This is a genomic window from Pseudarthrobacter sp. R1, from assembly GCF_024494415.1.
GTDB lineage: Bacteria > Actinomycetota > Actinomycetes > Actinomycetales > Micrococcaceae > Arthrobacter.
Genome location: NZ_JAMKFI010000011.1, coordinates 305,355 through 322,336, shown reverse-complemented (window position 1 = coordinate 322,336; position 16,982 = coordinate 305,355). Strand labels below are relative to the sequence as shown.

The 16,982-nt window shown below is 65.3% G+C and carries 17 protein-coding genes and 4 pseudogenes; 13 read left to right on the top strand and 8 right to left on the bottom strand.

The window, feature by feature from the left end:
* Positions 1 to 33: 33 nt before the first annotated feature.
* The 4 genes and pseudogenes from M8J71_RS23760 to M8J71_RS22480 form a co-directional block, all read right to left on the bottom strand.
* Entirely contained in the window at positions 34 to 357 is a 324-nt protein-coding gene (locus tag M8J71_RS23760) for a hypothetical protein (protein WP_374114886.1), read from the bottom strand.
* Positions 358 to 525: 168 nt separating this feature from the next.
* The gene (locus M8J71_RS23805) at positions 526 to 912 is read right to left on the bottom strand and encodes a transposase (RefSeq protein WP_441338919.1); all 387 of its coding nucleotides are present in this window, start codon (positions 910 to 912) and stop codon (positions 526 to 528) included.
* Between the two features lie 16 nt (positions 913 to 928).
* Positions 929 to 1,054, bottom strand: a pseudogene (locus tag M8J71_RS23800) (transposase); the annotation flags it as partial.
* Between the two features lie 60 nt (positions 1,055 to 1,114).
* Positions 1,115 to 1,323 (bottom strand): annotated as a pseudogene (locus M8J71_RS22480) (cupin domain-containing protein); the annotation flags it as partial.
* Between M8J71_RS22480 and M8J71_RS22475 the strand changes: the two are divergent.
* Positions 1,231 to 1,593, top strand: a complete 363-nt coding sequence (locus M8J71_RS22475) for a hypothetical protein (RefSeq protein WP_308292974.1) — start codon at positions 1,231 to 1,233, stop codon at positions 1,591 to 1,593. The pseudogene M8J71_RS22480 and the gene M8J71_RS22475 sit on opposite strands and share 93 nt — an antisense overlap.
* Before the next feature lie 83 nt (positions 1,594 to 1,676).
* Positions 1,677 to 1,934 (top strand): annotated as a pseudogene (locus M8J71_RS22470) (Nramp family divalent metal transporter); the annotation flags it as partial.
* A 49-nt stretch (positions 1,935 to 1,983) separates the two neighbouring features.
* On the opposite strand, the gene M8J71_RS23755 reads toward M8J71_RS22470, so the two are convergent.
* Positions 1,984 to 2,535 (bottom strand): metal-dependent transcriptional regulator, encoded by a 552-nt coding sequence (locus M8J71_RS23755; RefSeq protein WP_374114885.1) that lies wholly within the window; start codon positions 2,533 to 2,535, stop codon positions 1,984 to 1,986.
* Positions 2,536 to 2,554: 19 nt separating this feature from the next.
* Between M8J71_RS23755 and M8J71_RS22460 the strand changes: the two are divergent.
* The 6 genes and pseudogenes from M8J71_RS22460 to M8J71_RS22435 form a co-directional block, all read left to right on the top strand.
* Positions 2,555 to 2,938 (top strand): annotated as a pseudogene (locus M8J71_RS22460) (glutathione-dependent formaldehyde dehydrogenase); the annotation flags it as partial.
* A gap of 13 nt (positions 2,939 to 2,951) precedes the next feature.
* On the top strand, positions 2,952 to 3,542 hold the full coding sequence (locus M8J71_RS22455; protein ID WP_256250075.1) for a hypothetical protein: 591 nt from the start codon (positions 2,952 to 2,954) through the stop codon (positions 3,540 to 3,542).
* The gene (locus tag M8J71_RS22450) at positions 3,539 to 4,309 is read left to right on the top strand and encodes an MBL fold metallo-hydrolase (protein ID WP_256250074.1); all 771 of its coding nucleotides are present in this window, start codon (positions 3,539 to 3,541) and stop codon (positions 4,307 to 4,309) included. The genes M8J71_RS22455 and M8J71_RS22450 overlap by 4 nt, the downstream gene beginning before the upstream one ends.
* 160 nt (positions 4,310 to 4,469) lie before the next feature.
* Positions 4,470 to 4,694 (top strand): hypothetical protein, encoded by a 225-nt coding sequence (locus M8J71_RS22445; protein ID WP_163167431.1) that lies wholly within the window; start codon positions 4,470 to 4,472, stop codon positions 4,692 to 4,694.
* Between the two features lie 77 nt (positions 4,695 to 4,771).
* Positions 4,772 to 5,560, top strand: coding sequence for a GAF and ANTAR domain-containing protein (locus M8J71_RS22440; protein ID WP_256250073.1), 789 nt, complete (start codon positions 4,772 to 4,774; stop codon positions 5,558 to 5,560).
* A gap of 98 nt (positions 5,561 to 5,658) precedes the next feature.
* A complete protein-coding gene (locus M8J71_RS22435) occupies positions 5,659 to 5,922 on the top strand; it encodes a GlsB/YeaQ/YmgE family stress response membrane protein (protein WP_256250072.1) in 264 nt (87 codons plus the stop codon).
* 95 nt (positions 5,923 to 6,017) lie between these two features.
* Here M8J71_RS22435 and nhaA read toward each other — a convergent pair whose 3' ends face one another.
* The gene (gene nhaA / locus M8J71_RS22430; RefSeq protein WP_256250071.1) at positions 6,018 to 7,358 is read right to left on the bottom strand and encodes a Na+/H+ antiporter NhaA; all 1,341 of its coding nucleotides are present in this window, start codon (positions 7,356 to 7,358) and stop codon (positions 6,018 to 6,020) included.
* A 134-nt stretch (positions 7,359 to 7,492) separates the two neighbouring features.
* The gene (locus M8J71_RS22425) at positions 7,493 to 8,164 is read right to left on the bottom strand and encodes a PAS and ANTAR domain-containing protein (RefSeq protein WP_256250069.1); all 672 of its coding nucleotides are present in this window, start codon (positions 8,162 to 8,164) and stop codon (positions 7,493 to 7,495) included.
* 283 nt (positions 8,165 to 8,447) lie between these two features.
* Between M8J71_RS22425 and M8J71_RS22420 the strand changes: the two genes are divergently transcribed.
* Together M8J71_RS22420 and M8J71_RS22415 are read left to right on the top strand one after the other, a co-directional pair.
* On the top strand, positions 8,448 to 10,607 hold the full coding sequence (locus tag M8J71_RS22420; protein WP_256250068.1) for a copper-translocating P-type ATPase: 2,160 nt from the start codon (positions 8,448 to 8,450) through the stop codon (positions 10,605 to 10,607).
* Between the two features lie 151 nt (positions 10,608 to 10,758).
* Positions 10,759 to 11,376, top strand: a complete 618-nt coding sequence (locus tag M8J71_RS22415; RefSeq protein WP_256250067.1) for a DUF305 domain-containing protein — start codon at positions 10,759 to 10,761, stop codon at positions 11,374 to 11,376.
* A gap of 75 nt (positions 11,377 to 11,451) precedes the next feature.
* Here the strand turns inward: M8J71_RS22415 and M8J71_RS22410 are convergent, their stop codons facing one another.
* Entirely contained in the window at positions 11,452 to 12,672 is a 1,221-nt protein-coding gene (locus M8J71_RS22410) for an FAD-dependent oxidoreductase (RefSeq protein ID WP_256250066.1), read from the bottom strand.
* A gap of 243 nt (positions 12,673 to 12,915) precedes the next feature.
* Between M8J71_RS22410 and M8J71_RS22405 the strand changes: the two genes are divergently transcribed.
* From M8J71_RS22405 to M8J71_RS22395, 3 genes are all read left to right on the top strand, one after another.
* Positions 12,916 to 13,578 carry an arsenate reductase/protein-tyrosine-phosphatase family protein gene (locus tag M8J71_RS22405; protein WP_256250065.1) on the top strand — a complete coding sequence of 221 codons (663 nt, stop codon included), beginning with the start codon at positions 12,916 to 12,918 and terminating at the stop codon, positions 13,576 to 13,578.
* A 365-nt stretch (positions 13,579 to 13,943) separates the two neighbouring features.
* Positions 13,944 to 15,059: an LCP family protein gene (locus M8J71_RS22400; protein WP_256250064.1), complete on the top strand. Its 1,116-nt coding sequence runs from the start codon at positions 13,944 to 13,946 to the stop codon at positions 15,057 to 15,059.
* 80 nt (positions 15,060 to 15,139) lie between these two features.
* A complete protein-coding gene (locus M8J71_RS22395; RefSeq protein WP_256250063.1) occupies positions 15,140 to 16,816 on the top strand; it encodes an alkaline phosphatase D family protein in 1,677 nt (558 codons plus the stop codon).
* The last annotated feature ends 166 nt before the right edge of the window (positions 16,817 to 16,982 follow it).

Genomic DNA, 16,982 nt, shown 5'->3' with positions numbered 1-16,982 from the left:
CCCCATTGTTCTGCCCCTGCAATCCCCTATTGTTCAGCCGGCAGAGACCGCGCCGCGGGGATCTCTTCGCCGTCTTTGAGCCGGCCGGTCGCGATGAAAAAACTCGGTGCCTCCGGCGCTCTCGGCCTCGATCTGCCGGACGCGTTCGAGGTTGGAGGCTGAACAATACCGGGCATTAATGGTCCATTGGGCGGGCAACTGTCCCAGCGTCTGCCTTCTGCGTTCGATCATCGGGACCAACTGCTGCGCGTCCACGGCGATGTTGTTCAACTCCGTGGCAACGATGACCTGATGATCGGCATCGACCACGGCCTGGCCGGTGTAGTTGTAGTGAAATGACCCGTCAGCGGTCTTCATGATCCTCGCGTCCGGATCGGTGAAGTTCCGTTGCGCACCGTGGTTTCACCCCCGGCAGCAGCGGCTTGATCGCCTTTGGCCGTCACGGCCCCGTCATCATCCCCACCATCGCGTGCCTTGCGCTCGGCCTCCCCGCGGGCCTTTTCCGCAGCTTCCGCTTCAAGGGCTTCACGGGCCGCGGCCAGTGTCGCCAGCCGCAATTCCTTGTCCGCCAGAGCCTGCGGAAGCTTCGTCCCCGCATTTATCCGCCCCGAACCTCGCATCCTCGTTCGCATCCACACTTTGCGCGTCGGCGAGCATGTCCGAGACCTCCGCAGCCAGGACCCTTTGCTTCTCGGTCAGCCGCGCATAGCTCATCGCCTTGCGCCGGGTCGCGTTGGCCCGCGCCTTCGTCCCGTCCAACGCGACCCGGCCCAAAGAGACCATGCCCGCGGCCCGGCGCAGTTCCAGGGCCTGAAGGAACACGTTCCCCAAAGCCGCAAGATGACGCTGGCGGAACCTCCCGATGGACCGGAAATCCGGGGCCTGCTCCGCGGCGAGCCAGCGGAACGCCACCAACGTCCACGCACGCCCGTTCCAACTCCCGAGAGGAACGCACCCCGACGCAGTAGCCATAGAACAGGACCCGAACCATCAGCCGCGGATCGTACGGCGGCTGACCCTTGGTCTTCGCATACGAGTCGTAAAACCGGGACAGATCCAGTTCTTCCGCAATGCGGACCGCAAGTCCGAGGTCGAAAACCGTTCCGGAAGGTGGTCAGCGACCGTTGTAGCCGTCGTCTGTGATGTGCTCGGCCCAGGTGGTGGTCTTGGATGGGTCTTCGCCCTTTTGGAGCATGGCAATGTGTTCCATCAAGCAGCCGGGGCGGCGGCGTGCCAGTGCTCCTCGCCGGGTGGAGTGTAAATCGTCTGGCCGGGGTGGACTTCAATGATTTTTCCGTCCCGGGTGCCGAAACGGCCTACACCCCGATGTCCCCTCACCGCAGGAATAGAGCAGGTAACGCTGCAGGGATTCCCGTCGGGGACCTTGGGCCGATACAGTTCAAGAATTACGGCACGGCCGTCACCGATCCCCAGCCCGGAGACATGGTCATGCAGCCCGGCCACGCCGGTATTTACCTCGGCAACGGCCAGGTCCTTAGCTCCGGACTCAACGGCAAAAATGAAACAGCCATCCACCCCTTGACGTGGATGACCTCCAAAGGCGCGGTCACCTTCGTCCGTGCGGGTGCCTAAGCACCTACAGACTGTTGATGGCCAGCTATTTGGCGCCTTGGGGGCACCGAATAGCTGGCCATCAATGTATTCGGGGGAAGTGGATGTCCCCGGCAGCCATCCCGGGGCGGAGGGTGCTCGGTCCGGCTTTTGTGGCAGCTATTGCCTATGTGGATCCCTGCAACGTCGAGGCGAACCTGACGGCGGAAGCCAACTTCGGGTACCTGCTCGAGTGGGTCTTGGTGGCAGCGAATCTAATGGCGGTCCTGGTCCAGTACCAGTTGGCGAAGCTGGGTCTGGACACGGGCCTGAGCCTGCCGGAGATCTTGGGCAGGCGCATGGGTACCCGCAGGCGCCGGCTGTAGTGGCTGCAGGCCGAACTGGTGGCCGGCGCGACACAGCTGATCTGGATCACCCGGACGTCGCCGGTTCGCTGATGCTTGCCGGTGTGGTCAATATCGCCATGTTGCTGCTGGCCGCGTCCAGCCTCCGCGGAATTGAAGGCACCGATACCATCGCCGGGGCCCCATCCGGCGTGGCATGGGTGGACCGCTGAAGGTCACTATTCTGCTGCTGACGCGCCGGGCACCTGAGGAGCCGGTCGATCCTTCCGATCAGGGTTTCGGATTCTGCATGTTCGAGCACGTCTGCCTCGTCATGGACCTCGTCCCAGCCGTATCCGAGTATTTCGACCAGGAACGTCTCGAGCAGCCGGTGTCTGCGCACCAGCACCACGGCCTGCTCACGGCCGGCTGCGGTCAGTTCCATATGTCCATAGCGGGCGTGGGTGACACGGCCCGCCTCGGCCAGCTTCCTCACGCCTTCGGAGGCGTAGAGGTACTCATTCCATGCTTTTCTTTTGGCCAGCCCGCCGACCGTGACCGGGGCGGAGCCGTGTTCAGCACCCATCCAAATCAGCTTCAGATAGTCCTGGGCGGCGGAGGACAGATCCAGCAGCGGCATGGTTCTGATACTAGCGACCCTAGGCGCCGAAGCCGACGGCAACTTCCTCCAGCACGTCACCAGCAGCAAACTCAAACTCCAGGGCGGCTCCCCCATCGCCCTGAACTGGGCCATCGACTCCGTCCGCAAGGGCGGCACCGTGTCCGTCGTCGGCGCCTACGGCCCCATCTTCAGCGCCGTGAAATTCGGCGACGCCATGAACAAAGGCCTGACGCTGCGGATGAACCAATGCCCGGTCAAACGGCAATGGCCCCGGCTCTTCGAACACATCCGCAACGGCTACCTCAAGCCCAGCGACATCATCACCCACCGCATCCCGCTGGAACACATCGCCGAGGGCTACCACATCTTCTCCGCGAAGCTCGATAACTGCATCAAACCCCTCGTCGTCCCCACGGCCTGAAAGGAAAACCATCATGGCTGCGATACCAACGCCCTACACCTCGGCCAAGCCGGCGCTGAAGGAGTCAGCGGAGGACCTGCGCGCCCGCATCCCGGGCTGGGGTGCTGACCTCGACCCGGCCGACAGGCCCTCCTACCCCCGCGAACAGCCGGGCATCGAAACCGGCGCGCACTGGGACTTCCCCGAACGCCAACCCGAGAAATGGCCCCGGGAACGGTCCGTCGAACACGCATTCCTGACCCCCGTTTTCGGCACCTCCACCCCACCCAAGGGCGCCTCCGGGGCCATCCGGAAATACGCCTACAAATACAGCGAAGGCCGGGCAGCGCACTGGCTCCTGCTCGTCGCCGCAGACCGCGTGGACGCCACGGAACACCACGTGAAGTCCCTGGCCACCCTGCACCCGGACAACCCCATCACTGAAACCGGCGTGCTCAGCGAATTCCGCCGGGGCGGTCTCAGCTCCCGCTTGGGACAAAAACGCGCCGACACCAACCACCAGTGGATCGACCCGATCATCGTGGCCGCCCCTTGGGTCCTTGCCGGTTTAGGTGGCGTAGCCGCAATCCGGGCACTCAAGCGGGCGGCGGTGGGGCGGAAATGACGCAGGCCACCTCGGGCAGGGCGTCGTTCACCACGGTGGCGGACGGCGTCCACTGCGTCTCCGAGGCCTTCGTCAATTTCTATTTGGTGGAGAGCCTTGACGGGCTGACCCTGGTGGACTCCGGGCTGCCGGCGATGTGGAAGACGCTGCAGGAATCGGTGCGGGGCCTGGGGCATGCCGTGGGCGACATCAAGGCGGTGGTGCTCACCCACGCGCACTTCGACCACATGGGCCTGGCGCACCGGCTGCACTCGGAGTTCAAGGTGCCGGTGTGGGTGCACGGCGGTGATTCCTTCATCGCCCGCCACCCCTACCGGTACCAGCACGAGAAGTCCCGTTTCGTCTTTGCGCTGGCGCATCCCGGCGGCCTGCCCGTCCTGGCCAGCATGACCAGGGCGGGCGCCTTGCGGGTGAAGGGCGTTGACGACTTAACCCTGTTCCCTGCCGGGTCCGGCACGCTGCCGGTGCCGGGATCGCCCGAGGTGGTGTTCTCCCCCGGCCACACCGCCGGGCACTGCGGCCTGTACCTGCGGGACCGGGATGTGCTGTTCAGCGGGGACGCCCTGGTGACGCTTGATCCCTATTCGGGACGGACGGGACCGCGCATCGTGGCAGGAGCCGCCACCATGGACAGCCGGCAGAACCTGGACACCCTTACGCAGCTGGCGCGGACCGGCGCTTCGCTGGTCCTGCCCGGCCACGGTGAACCCTGGACAGGCGGCATTGAAGAGGCAGTGGAGGCAGCCCGGCGCGAGGCGGCTGCCTGATCCCGGTGGGCGTCAGCCCGCCGTCGTGATGCCCCCGCGGGACACGCGTCGTCCGCAGTCCCTGCTGCTGACACAGAAAAAACACCCTGTTGAAACAATTCAGCAACCTCGCCACGGCAAGCTGTTCTTACGGGGATACAACAGCAGGAGGCACCGCATCATGGAGGCACCAAAAGTAATGACGGCCCAGCTTCGCATCGGCGACCAGATCGAAGCGTGGCACAACGGCAAGCTCTTTCACCGGGGACGGGTGACCGACGTCGTACCCGCCCTGGAACTGTTCTGGATCCTGGACGCGAGGACCGGGGCGCGGAAGCTGCTGGATCCGGAGGCGCTGGAGATCCGGCACGTGGAGCAACAGGCCAAGCCTCTGGCCACCGCCTGAGCGTGGCCGCTTTTCCGGCAGCGGCCGGACACAGTAACCTCTGAATCCGGAAGAGTTTTCGGTGAAGGAGGCCGGCGTTGAGCCAGAGGCAGCCCAACAGCAACCCGGAGGACAGCGGAGAGCAGTGGATCTCCGCTGAGGACCGCGGGCTGCAGGAACTGGTCCTCAACAGTGTGGACGTCAGCTCGTTCCTCCAGGAGCTCTCAGTACTCGCCGCGTCCACGCTGTCCACGACGGTGAGTCCGCTCCACTGTGGAGTGACGGTGGTAAGGCACCGGAAGCCTGCGGTTGCGGCAAGCAGCGACCATCTTGCCCGGTCCCTGGACGAGCTCCAGAACGGGTTCGAGGACGGACCGTGCCTCACCGCCCTGCGGCGGCAGGAAACCATCCTGGTGCAGGACGTGAGCATGGAGCGGCGGTGGCCCGAGTACACGGGCGCGGCAAGGGACCGGGGCATTGGTTGCATCCTGGCTGTCCCGCTGCACCTTTCCGATGAGGCGGAAGCGGTGGTTAACCTCTACGCCGAGAAGCCGGGAAGCCTCTCGCCTTTGGACATTGCCACCGCGCAGAACTTCGTGGCCAACGCTTCAAAGTCGCTGAAACTGGCGCTGAAGCTGGCCGGACTGCGTGACACCAGCGATGACCTGGCCGCGGCCATGAAATCCCGGGCCATGATCGATATGGCAGTGGGCGTGATCATGGCGCAGAAACGCTGTACCCATGATGAAGCCATTTATCAGCTCACCAGGTCCTCCAGCGCCCGGAACACCAGGCTCCGGGAAACTGCCGCCGTCGTGGTCGGGGCGATCAGCGGCAGGGGTGCCGCCGGAGCCGGCGACAACCTTCGAATGGTTTTGGAGACGTAGGAAAAGCCGCATGCCGGCCGTGCATAGAATGAAGCCAATGCGGCACCACCGCGGCAGTCCGGCGCCACCTGCCCGCTACCACCACGAAGGAGCACATCATGATCGGATTCATCGTTGCAGGGTTGATCATTGGCGCATTGGCCCGCCTCATCAAGCCGGGCAAGCAAAACCTGGGCCTGCTGGCAACCCTGCTGCTGGGCCTGATGGGCTCGGTGATCGGCGGAGTGGTCGCTTCCCTGCTGGGCACCGGAGACATCTTCGAACTGAACTTCCTGGGCTTCATCGTGGCCGTCATTGCCTCCGTACTCCTGGTGGGCACGGCCGAAGCCGTTGTGGGCCGCCGCCGGTCCGTGCGCCGCTAAAGACCACCCGCCAGAACCCGGAGTTTTTGTCCACGTATGCAGGCTTCACCTCTGAAGTCCGCATAGGTGGACAAAAACTCCACGGCTAACCGGCGCTAAGGCCTTTCCTGGTACACGTCCGGGATGCCGTCCTGGTCGGCGTCCACTTTTTCGGCAGCTTCAGCTGCACGGTACTGGCGGTTCCTGGTTTTCAATACGGCCGTTGCGAGCAGGGCTGCCAGCAGCGACGCAGCGAGAATGCCTACCTTGGCGTGGTCATCATGCAGGCTCCCCTGCCCGAAGCTAAGCTCGGCCACCAGCAGGGACACTGTGAACCCAATACCGGCCAGCAGTGCAACCCCGAAGACGTCGATCCACTTGAACGACTTGTCCAACTCTGCCCTGCTGGTCTTCGTCAGGAGCCAGGTGGTGCCCATGATGCCGATGGGCTTCCCCAGCACCAGCGCCACGATGATGCCCAGCGCCACCGGATCCGCGAGCGCGGAACCCAGTCCTTCCCAGCCGCCAACAGCTACCCCGGCGGAGAAGAAGGCGAAGATGGGAACAGCCACCCCTGCCGATATGGGCCGGAACCGGTGCTCGAAGACCTCGGCCAGGCCTGGTCCTGCTTCCGGCCCGCCGGCTGCCTGGGAACGGATCACGGGAACGGCGAAGCCCAGCAGCACACCGGCCACCGTGGCGTGGATACCGGAGGCATGGACAAGGGCCCAGGTGACCACGCCGAGCGGCAGCAGGATGACCCAGGCCGCCGAAGCTTTCCGGCCAAAGAAGAAGCGGTACTTCTGCGCCAGGAACGTATAGACGGCCAGCGGGATGAGGGCCAGGAGCAGCGGCATGACTTGCAGGTCGCTGGTGTAGAAGAACGCGATGATGGTGATGGCGATGAGGTCATCGACGACGGCCAGGGTCAGCAGGAAGATCCGCAGCGCGCTGGGCAGGTGCGAGCCGATGATGGCCAGAACCGCCACTGCGAAGGCGATGTCCGTGGCTGTGGGGATGGCCCAGCCGCGCAGCGTCTCGGGGCTGGTGAGGTTGATGGCGGCGTAGATCAGCGCCGGGACCACCACGCCGCCCGCTGCAGCGGCCACCGGGACGATCGATTTACTGATTTGCCGGAGATCCCCCGCCACGAACTCCCGCTTGAGCTCAAGGCCCACCAGGAAGAAGAAGATTGCCAGCAACCCGTCTGCCGCCCAAGCGCCCAAGCTGAGTTCAAGGTCCCAGGGCTCGTAGCCCACCTTGTAGTCCCGGAGTACGAAGTAGCTGTCGGATGCGGGCGAATTTGCCCAGACCAAGGCGATGAGCGCCGCGGCCACCAGCAGCGCCCCTCCGACTGTTTCCTTGCGGAGGATCTCCCCGATCCGCAGGGATTCGGCGTAGCTGCCCCGTCCGAAGATGGTGGAACGCGTGCGGTTGGGTGGGGGCGTTTTACTCATGAAGCGTCCTCAAATTCGGGTCGACAAAGTCATGCCGACCAGACTTCCCGGCGCACCTTCAAACCATCTTACAGAACCGATTTTCCGGTTTCCTGGTGTGACGTACGTCCAGCCCTGCTGCTGCCCCGCCTGAATCAGCTGGCGCGGCGGCGGGCTGCCGGCCTCCTGCCATCCTGCTGGATAGCCCGCACAGCGTCGGTGAGATAGCCTCGCGTCTCCTCCGAGTTGGCCAGTTGCACGAGTTCCGCGGCCACCACCACCAGCTTTACATTGCGGTGGCTGCTGGTGCTGACCAGCATCTGGAAGGCATCGTCCGAACCCATTCCCAGCTGGCCCATCAGGATCCCCCTTGCCTGGTCAATGACACTGCGCGTGGACGTGGCACCGGCCACCGCATCCCGGGCTGTCTGCTCCGTTTCACGCTGGAGCGTGGAAGTCAGGTCCACCATTACGCCCTCGATGGAGGTGACTTCCCCCTCCGCGTTCATAATCGCGTCGCCGGATGTCAGCACCCGCCGGGTCCGTCCCCGGGCGTCGATGATCCGGTGGTACATGCAAAAATAACCGCCGGTCCTGCAGACCTGCGCCACGATCTCCTCGCACCGCGGCCTGTCCTCCGGATGCTTGTGCGAATACAGCAGCTCCAACGTGGGGACCACATCACCGCGCTCATAACCATGCAGTTCGAACATCCCGTCCGACCACTCAATCTTCCAGCCGTCGAGGTCCACATGGAATGTGCCCGCCACGCATTGGTTGTCGCCCAAAGCGCTCGAATACGTGTAGGGGCCGCTGAGTTCAGCCACAGCCACCTCCGGTCCTTCCTTCCGCCCGCCAGGACGTCCCGGCGTCGTTGCCAAGTCATCCAAGTATGTCCGGAAACTTGCACGGGCGACAGAGCAGACAGCCCTTCCACGACTGAATCCAAAGGCAATGCGAGACGCGCGACCCCTTGACGAAATATACCCCCTGGGGGTATATTTCAGGTGTTGTCAGTGAAGTGGTATGTCCCGGCCGGTGCCCTGCACCGCCTTTCACAGCCGTTCAACCCCAGCACCCATCGATCCTTCATCAAGGAATGGAACTGACATGCTTGACCATCAGCACGAGCACCACACGCACCATCACGACGCCGGGGGCCGGACCAGCGGCACGCTCACGGAAGCGGGAGCTGCTGTGGCCCCGGCCAGCCACGAACATCACGGCACCCGGGCAGCTGCCCACCACTCCCACCACGACGACGACCATGCCGTCCGCACCCATGGACAGCACGCCGGTCACAGCACGGCCATGTTCAAGAACAGGTTCTGGCTCACGCTGGCGCTGTCCGTTCCCGTGGTCTACTTCAGCCCAATGGTGGGCCACCTCTTGGGGTACATGGCCCCGATGTTCCCGGGCTCAGCCTGGATCCCGTCTGTCCTCGGCACGGTGATCTTCCTCTACGGCGGCCAGCCCTTCCTGAAAGGCGGCCTGCAGGAGCTGAAGGACCGCCGGCCCGGCATGATGCTCCTGATCGCCATGGCCATCAGCGTCGCGTTCGTTGCCTCCTGGGTCACCAGCCTCGGCCTCGGCGGTTTCGACCTGGACTTCTGGTGGGAACTTGCGCTGCTGGTGGCCATCATGCTGCTGGGGCACTGGATCGAGATGCGGGCGCTGGGTTCGGCGCAGGGTGCATTGGATGCCCTCGCCGCGCTGCTGCCGGATGAAGCCGAACGCATTACGGACAACGGAACCGAAACCGTGCCCGTCTCCGAACTCCGGCCCGCCGACCTTGTCCTGGTGCGCTCCGGCGCCCGGATGCCTGCCGATGGAACGGTGGTTGACGGGCAGGCCGAGTTCGACGAATCCATGATCACCGGCGAATCCAAAACCGTGCTCCGGGGAGTCGGAGATGCCGTGGTGGCAGGAACAGTGGCCACGGACAACAGCGTGCGGGTCCGGGTGGATGCGGTCGGTGACGATACCGCCCTTGCCGGGATCCAGCGGCTGGTGGCCGAAGCTCAGGCATCCTCGTCCCGGGCCCAGGCATTGGCTGACCGCGCGGCAGCCTTCCTGTTCTACTTCGCGGCGGGCGCCGGCGTGATCACCTTCATTGTGTGGACACTTTTGGGCAGCGTCCCCGAAGCCGTAACCCGCACCGTCACGGTCCTGGTCATCGCCTGCCCGCACGCCCTGGGCCTGGCCATCCCCCTGGTGATCGCCATCTCCACCGAACAGGCTGCCCGCGCCGGCGTCCTGATCAAGAACCGGATGGCGCTGGAGCGGATGCGCACCATCGATGTGGTCCTCTTCGACAAGACCGGCACCCTCACCACCGGGGAGCCGGAGCTGAAGGACGTCGCAACCGTCCCCGGTGAAGACGCTGATGCGCTGCTTGCCCTGGCCGCGGCCGTCGAATCCGACAGTGAACACCCCGTGGCGCGGGCCATCGTCCGCGCAGCCCGGGAACGGAATCTTACGCTGCCCGCCGTTGCCGGCTTCAGCTCGCTGACTGGCCGCGGCGTCCGTGCTTCCGTGGGCGGCCGCACGGTGCACGTGGGCGGGCCCGCGCTCCTGCGCGAGCTTGGCGCCGTCGTACCCTCTGCCCTGGCCGGCACGACCAGCGGGTGGATGGACCGCGGCGCGGCCGTGCTGCACGTGGTCGACGACGGCCGGGTGCTTGGGGCTGTCAGCCTCGAGGACGCGGTGCGGGCAGAGTCGCGCCAGGCCGTAGCTGCACTGCAGAAGCGCGGCGTCAAGGTGGGCATGATCACCGGCGACGCCCGGCAGGTGGCCCAGGCCGTGGCTGCCGACCTGAACATTGACGAGGTGTTCGCCGAAGTCCTGCCTGCGGACAAGGACAAGAAAGTAGCCGAGCTGCAGGCCCGGGGGTTGAAGGTGGCCATGGTGGGCGACGGCGTCAACGACTCACCGGCGCTGGCCCGGGCCGAGGTGGGCATCGCAATTGGTGCGGGTACGGACGTGGCCATGGAATCGGCAGGTGTGGTGCTGGCCGGAAACGACCCGCGCGCAGTGCTGTCGATGGTGGACCTGTCGCGGGCGAGCTACCGGAAGATGTGGCAGAACCTGGTGTGGGCCACCGGTTACAACATCCTTTCCGTGCCCTTGGCCGCCGGCGTGCTTGCTTTTGCCGGCGTGGTGCTCTCCCCGGCCGCCGGTGCCGTGCTGATGTCCGTGTCCACAATCGTGGTGGCCTTGAACGCCCAGCTGCTCCGGAGGGTGCGCCTCAACCCGGCCGAGGTACGTTGAAACCCAAACGCTCTCTCACTTAACGCCGCCCAAACCCAAACGCTCTCTCACTTAACGCCGCCAAAACCCAAACGCTCTCTCACTTAACGCCGCCAAAACCCAAACGCTCTCTCACAACGCTTTTTCATATCCACCAGAAGGACCCATTGCCATGAAGATCAGCACGTTCGCCGTCGCCGCAGCCCTCGCCGCCTCGCTTGGCCTTGCCGGCTGCGCCGCCGGCACCGGGACCCCCGGCGGCAGCAGCTCCCACGGCGCGGATCACGGCAGCCCGAGCGCGACGTCCAGCACGATGCCGGAGGCCAACGCCGACCATAACCAGGCCGACCTCACGTTCGCGCAGATGATGATTCCCCACCACGCACAGGCGGTTGAGATGAGCGACATCGTCCTGGCCAAGCCGGACCTGCCGGCGGAAGTTGCCGCGCTGGCCACCAGGATCAAGGACGCCCAGGCGCCCGAAATCGAGGCGATGACCGGATGGCTGAAGAGCTGGAACGTCCCCGTTGCGGTGTCGGATCACTCCGGGGAAGGCATGGCCGGCATGGTGGACGCCGAAGGCATCGACAAACTCAAGGCGGCTCAGGGCGCTGAGGCCGCCAGGCTCTTCATGGATCAGATGACCGGACACCACGAAGGCGCCGTGGAGATGGCTCAGCAGGAGATTAGTGCTGGCAAGCATCCGCAGGCAGTCCAGCTCGCCCGCGACATTGTCACCGCCCAGGAAGCGGAAATCGCCGAGATGAAGCAGCTCCTGGCCGGGCTCTGAACTCCCCGCTCGACGCTCTCTCACCTATCGCACGAAGGGTGGGAGAGCGTCCCAGGTTCGGGCACGCCCCTGCGGTCAAGGGCCGCCATTCTTCACGTGTTCGGGGAGGATTCCTACCCCGACCAAACGTGCCGTGAGGCGGCGCAGCAGGGGTGAGGCGGCCCGGAGGAGCAGGACAAGCCAACGTGGCGCAACGCGACTTCCGGCGGTCGCCCTGAATAGTACCTTGTGTCCGTTGCGCTGCAGCAGCTGCATGACCTTCACCGGCCGCTCCCGACGCCGCTGCACCGCCGCGAGTTTCCCCACCGGCGCCGTTCCCTGAACGAGGTCCTGGGCGATGGCGTTGAACAGTGCAACGGCATCCTGGATGGCGAAGTTCACTCCAACACCGAACATCGGTGACATCGCATGGGCAGCGTCACCAATCGCGATGAACCCGGGACGGTACCAGCGCGGGAGCCGGTTGATTTGGACAGAGAGCAGCTTGATCTGGTCCCAGTCTGTGAGGGTGGCGACGACGGGGCGCAGGACGGGTGCAGCGTCACTGATCCGCTTTTGTAGGCCGTCGAGCCCTGTCCTTCGAAGCTCGTCGAAACCTCCCTTTTGGATGACCATGCCCGACTGGTATTTATCGCCTCGGTCGATGGTGAGGACCATCCCCTGCGCAGATATGTAACCAAGGGTTGCGGGTGGCGGGTTTGGCGGCTTGGGCAGGTTGAACCACAGCACGTCGATGGGCACTCCGAAGTCATCGGGAGTCAACCCTGCAGCGGTACGCAAGGCGGAACTGCGTCCGTCGGCAGCAACGGTGAGCGGCGCACGGATCTCCAGCCCGCCGTCGGACGTGACCGCCCGAACACCGCGCACCTGGTCCTGCTCGAGGATGAGTCCGCTCGCCTCGGTGCCCATGCGCAGCTCGAAGTTGGGGAATGCCGCCGCTTCGCCGGCGAGGAAGTTCAGGAAGTCCCACTGAGGCGCCAGAACGAGGAAGTTGTCGGGCCCCGGGAGGGTGCCGAAGTCGACCAGGGTCAAGCGCTGGCCGTCGAGAACTGCGTCCATGGTGGGCAACCGGGTGAGAGGCAGTTGCAGGAACTTATCGCGCAACCCGAGCTCCCCGAGCAGGCTCACGGTGGACGGATGCACCGTGTCGCCGCGAAAGTCGCGCAGGAAGTCCCCGTGTTTCTCGAGCACCGTGACTCGCAGGCCGCTGCGCGCGAGCAGGTAGCCGAGCACCATCCCTGCCGGGCCGCCGCCGGCAATCACGCAATCGCGTTCGATATCGCTCTCCACAGACATATCATCGTGTCCCTTTGCAGCAGGTGATAGAGCGTTCGCGAAAAACCTGCAGAAGGTGATAGAGCGTTCGGAAAAAACCTGCGGAAGGTGATAGAGCGTTCGCGAAAAACCTGCGGAAGGTGATGGAGCGTTCGGGAAAAACCTGCGGAAGGTGATGGAGCGTGCGGGGTGGGGAGGCCGCCGTCGGGCTGTTGCATGTTAAGTTGAAAAGCACGGAGGCACCGGCTGGAAAGAGAATCTCCCTTGGACTCACCCGCACCAGTAAGAATCCTGACCGTCTGCACGGGCAACATCTGCCGGTCCCCTGTGGCCGAGCGCCTTCTGCAGGCGGGGCTCAACCAGGTGCTGGAGGGCGGCTTCGAGGTGGCAAGCGCAGGGACCCGCGCCATGGTGGGCGACCCCATGCAGCCGATCTCCGCAGACATTGTGCGCACGTTCGGCGGCGATTCCGAGAACTTTGCCGCGCGCCAGCTGACGCCGAAGATCCTGCGCGGTGTGGACCTGGTGCTCACCATGACCTCCGGACACCGCGGCGAAGTACTGCAGCTCGACGCGTCGCTCCTCAAAAGGACGTTCACCGTCCGCGAGTTCGCCCGCATGCTTGATGTCCTCGACCAGCGCGCTGCCGCTGCGGAGGGTAGGGAACCGGAGCGAGGAACGCCCGACGACGGCGACCCGCTGGCAGCCAACCAGACCTTTTGGCAGGGCTTGCCGGCCCGGGCGGCCGCTGTGCGTCATCTGTCGCTGCCCGCGGACTCGGCCGAGAATGACATCATCGACCCCTACCGCCGGGCACCGGAGGTGTACCGGCAGATGGAGGACGAACTCGCGCCTGCCATCGTGTCCATCCTGCGCCACGCACGGCTCAACGCTCCCGTTCGCGGGACGCGTGCGGGCTCGCTGTAGCGTTACGGCGATCCGGCACCTTTCCGGCGACTTCGACGACGGCGCCCCTCCTGATCTGCCTGCCCCGACTGTCGCCACCGCCGTCGTCCGGCCGCCCCCGCCTGCCGCCGCCGCCTGCCCCGGCTGCCGCCGTCGTGATGCCTCGGTGGAAACCCTGCGGGATTTCTGCGGATTCCCCTGATGTATCGCGGTTCCGCCGTTGCTAACTTTCGGGGATGGGCAGCCATTTACGGCCAGCGCATAGTGCTGCCGGACCCCGACTTAATCGAAAACATCCCGCAGATGACAGTTTGGACACGTATATAGCCAGCGGGGGCCCGGCGGGCGGACACTGATCCCACCATCCCACAATGAGGTGAGGCACAATGAGCACGCCAGGCGGTTCTGAACCATCCGGTACCAACCCCTCCAACCCCCATCCGCATGGCCTGCTCGCGAACGGACGGCGGCGGTGGATTGCGGCACTGCTGGCACTCGTCCTAGTGGTGGTCGCCGCCGTCGCGGTCATCAGCCTTAACCGAGCCGGCACGGAGGCGCAGCCCGCCGCGGTGCAGACCGAAATCCCGTCGCCCACGCCCTCCGGGACACCATCAGAAACTACACCTCCTGCCCCGCCTCCTCCCCCGCCACCGCCACCGCCGCCACCCATTCCGGAACATCCCGCCGTGCCCATGAACGTGCTGGTCATCGGCAGCGACATGCGCGGGGTCGCCAAGGATGCTGCAGCACATACGGCAGCGACCGGCCAGCCCATGGACCACCGTTCCGACGCCCTCATGCTTGTCCACGTCCCGGCTGACCGCCGGACCCTGTACATCGTCTCGATCAACAGGGATACGTGGGTGGACATCCCCGGCTTCGGCGGGGGGAAGATCAACGCCGGCCTGCAGTACGGCGGCATCGACATGACCACCCAAACGGTGCAGCAACTGTTCGGGATCACCATCGACCACACCCTGATGCTGGACTTTGGTGGTCTCAAGGTTCTAGTGGACGGGCTGGGCGGCATCGACGTCAACGTCCCCGTCCCGTTCCAGTCGACGCACGATACAGGGCATGTGTTCGGTCCGGGCGTGAACCGCCTGGACGGCCAGGCTGCGCTGGAATTCTCCCGGGAGCGGTACGCGTTCGTGGACGGCGACTTGCAGCGGGTGCGCAACCAGCAGATTCTGCTGCGTGCCGTCCTTGCCCGCCTCACTGCCGGCGGCGCGTTGAACGATGTGACAGCGGTAAGGGGCCTGGTGGACTTCGCCTCCTGCTGCCTTACCGTGAACAAGGGCTTTGACCCGGTGCAGGCGGCCATCCTCGCATACAGCCTGCGCAACCTGGACGCGAATGCCATTGAAACCATGACTCTGCCGACGGCCGGCTCCGGATTCATCGCGGGCCAGTCCGTATTGTTCCCTGATTACGGTGCCATCAGCGCTGTGGGGGCCGCGCTGCGGGAGGGCCGGATCGGGGACTTCACGGCAGTGCCGTAGGGCGGTTGTTCAGCCCGGGCTTACCCGGCGTTCACCGGTGGGAAAGAGTCCGTGTGCCGGCTGCCGGAAGGCTTGACGGCATGACTGACATTTCTCGCCGCACCATCGTCAAAGGCTCCGTCCTCGCCGCCGCACTGACCGCCACGCCCACAGCTGCGCAAGCGGCCGCCCCACGCCAGTCGCCGGCCGGCATCGCACTGGTCCGGAACCGCCTCACCCTGCCCAGCGGCATCGCCACCGGCGACGTCACCTCCGACTCTGCCGTGCTGTGGTCCCGCGCTTCAGGCACCGGACGGATGAAGGCGGTGCTAAGGGCGGTCGACGACGGCGGCCAGATCCTGCGCGGCCGGAGCTCCTTTGAGCGCACCCTTCGCGGTCCGCGCGCCACACAGGCTTCCGATTTCACCGCCAAGATCCCCGCCGGGAAGCTGCCGTCCAACACCCGCTTTGCCCTCGAGATCAGTTTCGAGGACGACGGCGGCGCGGCCGGCGAGACCGTTCGCGGCACCTTCCGCACGGCCCCCGATGCCGGGACATTCAACGGCAAGGGCCGCACCGGCGACACAAGCGCCGGAGGTGACGTGCCGGCGTCGTCCGCCCAAAGCTTTGTGTGGACCGGCGATACCGCGGGACAGGGCTGGGGCATCAACGAGGAGATCGGCGGGATGCGCGGCTACCGGGCGATGCACCAGACGCGGCCGGACTTCTTCATCCACTCGGGCGACACCGTGTACGCGGACGGACCGCTGGCTGAAACCGTGGTTGAACGGGACGGGCGAGTATGGCGGAACCTGGTGACCGAGGAGGTATCCAAGGTGGCCGAGACCCTCACCGAGTACCGCGGCCGGCACCGGTACAACTTGATGGATGCCAACATGCGCGCCATGTTCGCGGATGTCCCGGTAATCGCCAACTGGGATGACCACGAGACCACCAACAACTGGTACCCCGGCGAGATCCTCGATGACCCCCGCTACACGGTGCGAGACGTCAATACCCTCGCAGCACGCGGCCGGCAGGCGTGGCAGGAGAACATGCCCATCGCTGACTCCTCAGCGGTGTGGCGGCCGGGAACGTTCGACGACGCCGGCCAGTACCAGCCCGCGCGCATCTACCGGAAGATCAGCCGCGGCCCGCAGCTGGACATCTTCTGCCTGGACATGCGCACCTTCAAGTCGCCCAACACCGACGGCAAGGAGCCCTACGCCACATCCATCCTGGGGCAGGAACAGGTGGACTGGCTGATCCGCGAGGTGTCGGCATCGAAGGCCACGTGGAAAGTCATTGCCGCCGACCTCCCGCTGGGTATCATCGTGCCCGACGGCGCCGTGAACCAGGAAAGCCTGGCGAACCGCGACGCCGGTGCACCGCTAGGACGCGAGCTCGAGATCGCCGGGGTGTTGAGTGCGTTCAAGCACAACCGGATTAAGAACGTGGTGTGGCTCACGGCCGACGTGCACTACTGCGCTGCCCATCACTATTCCCCCGAGCGCGCGGCCTTCACGGACTTCGACCCGTTCTGGGAGTTCGTGGCCGGTCCCATCGCGGCCGGGTCCTTCGGCCCCAATGCGATGGACGGGACGTTCGGCCCCGAGGTGGTGTTTTCGAAGGCCGGCCGCTTCCCGGGTGAATCACCGCGCGACGGCGAGAACCAGTTCTTCGGGCACGTCCAGCTGGATGACAACTCCTTCACGGTGAGCCTGCGCAATGCCAACGGCACCACTGTGTTCTCGAAGGTGCTGACGCCGGAGCGGTAGCTGCCGGCAGAAAGCCACCCTGCCAAGCAACGCGGGGTCATTCTAGGCCCAATATTCCGTGGATTTTGGGCACCTAGTGACCCCGCGTTGCTGTGGTGGGGCCGCGCGGCTTTGGCGGCAGGCCGCCGTCGTGCGTTTACTCTCCCTCGTTTACTTTCCCTGCCCC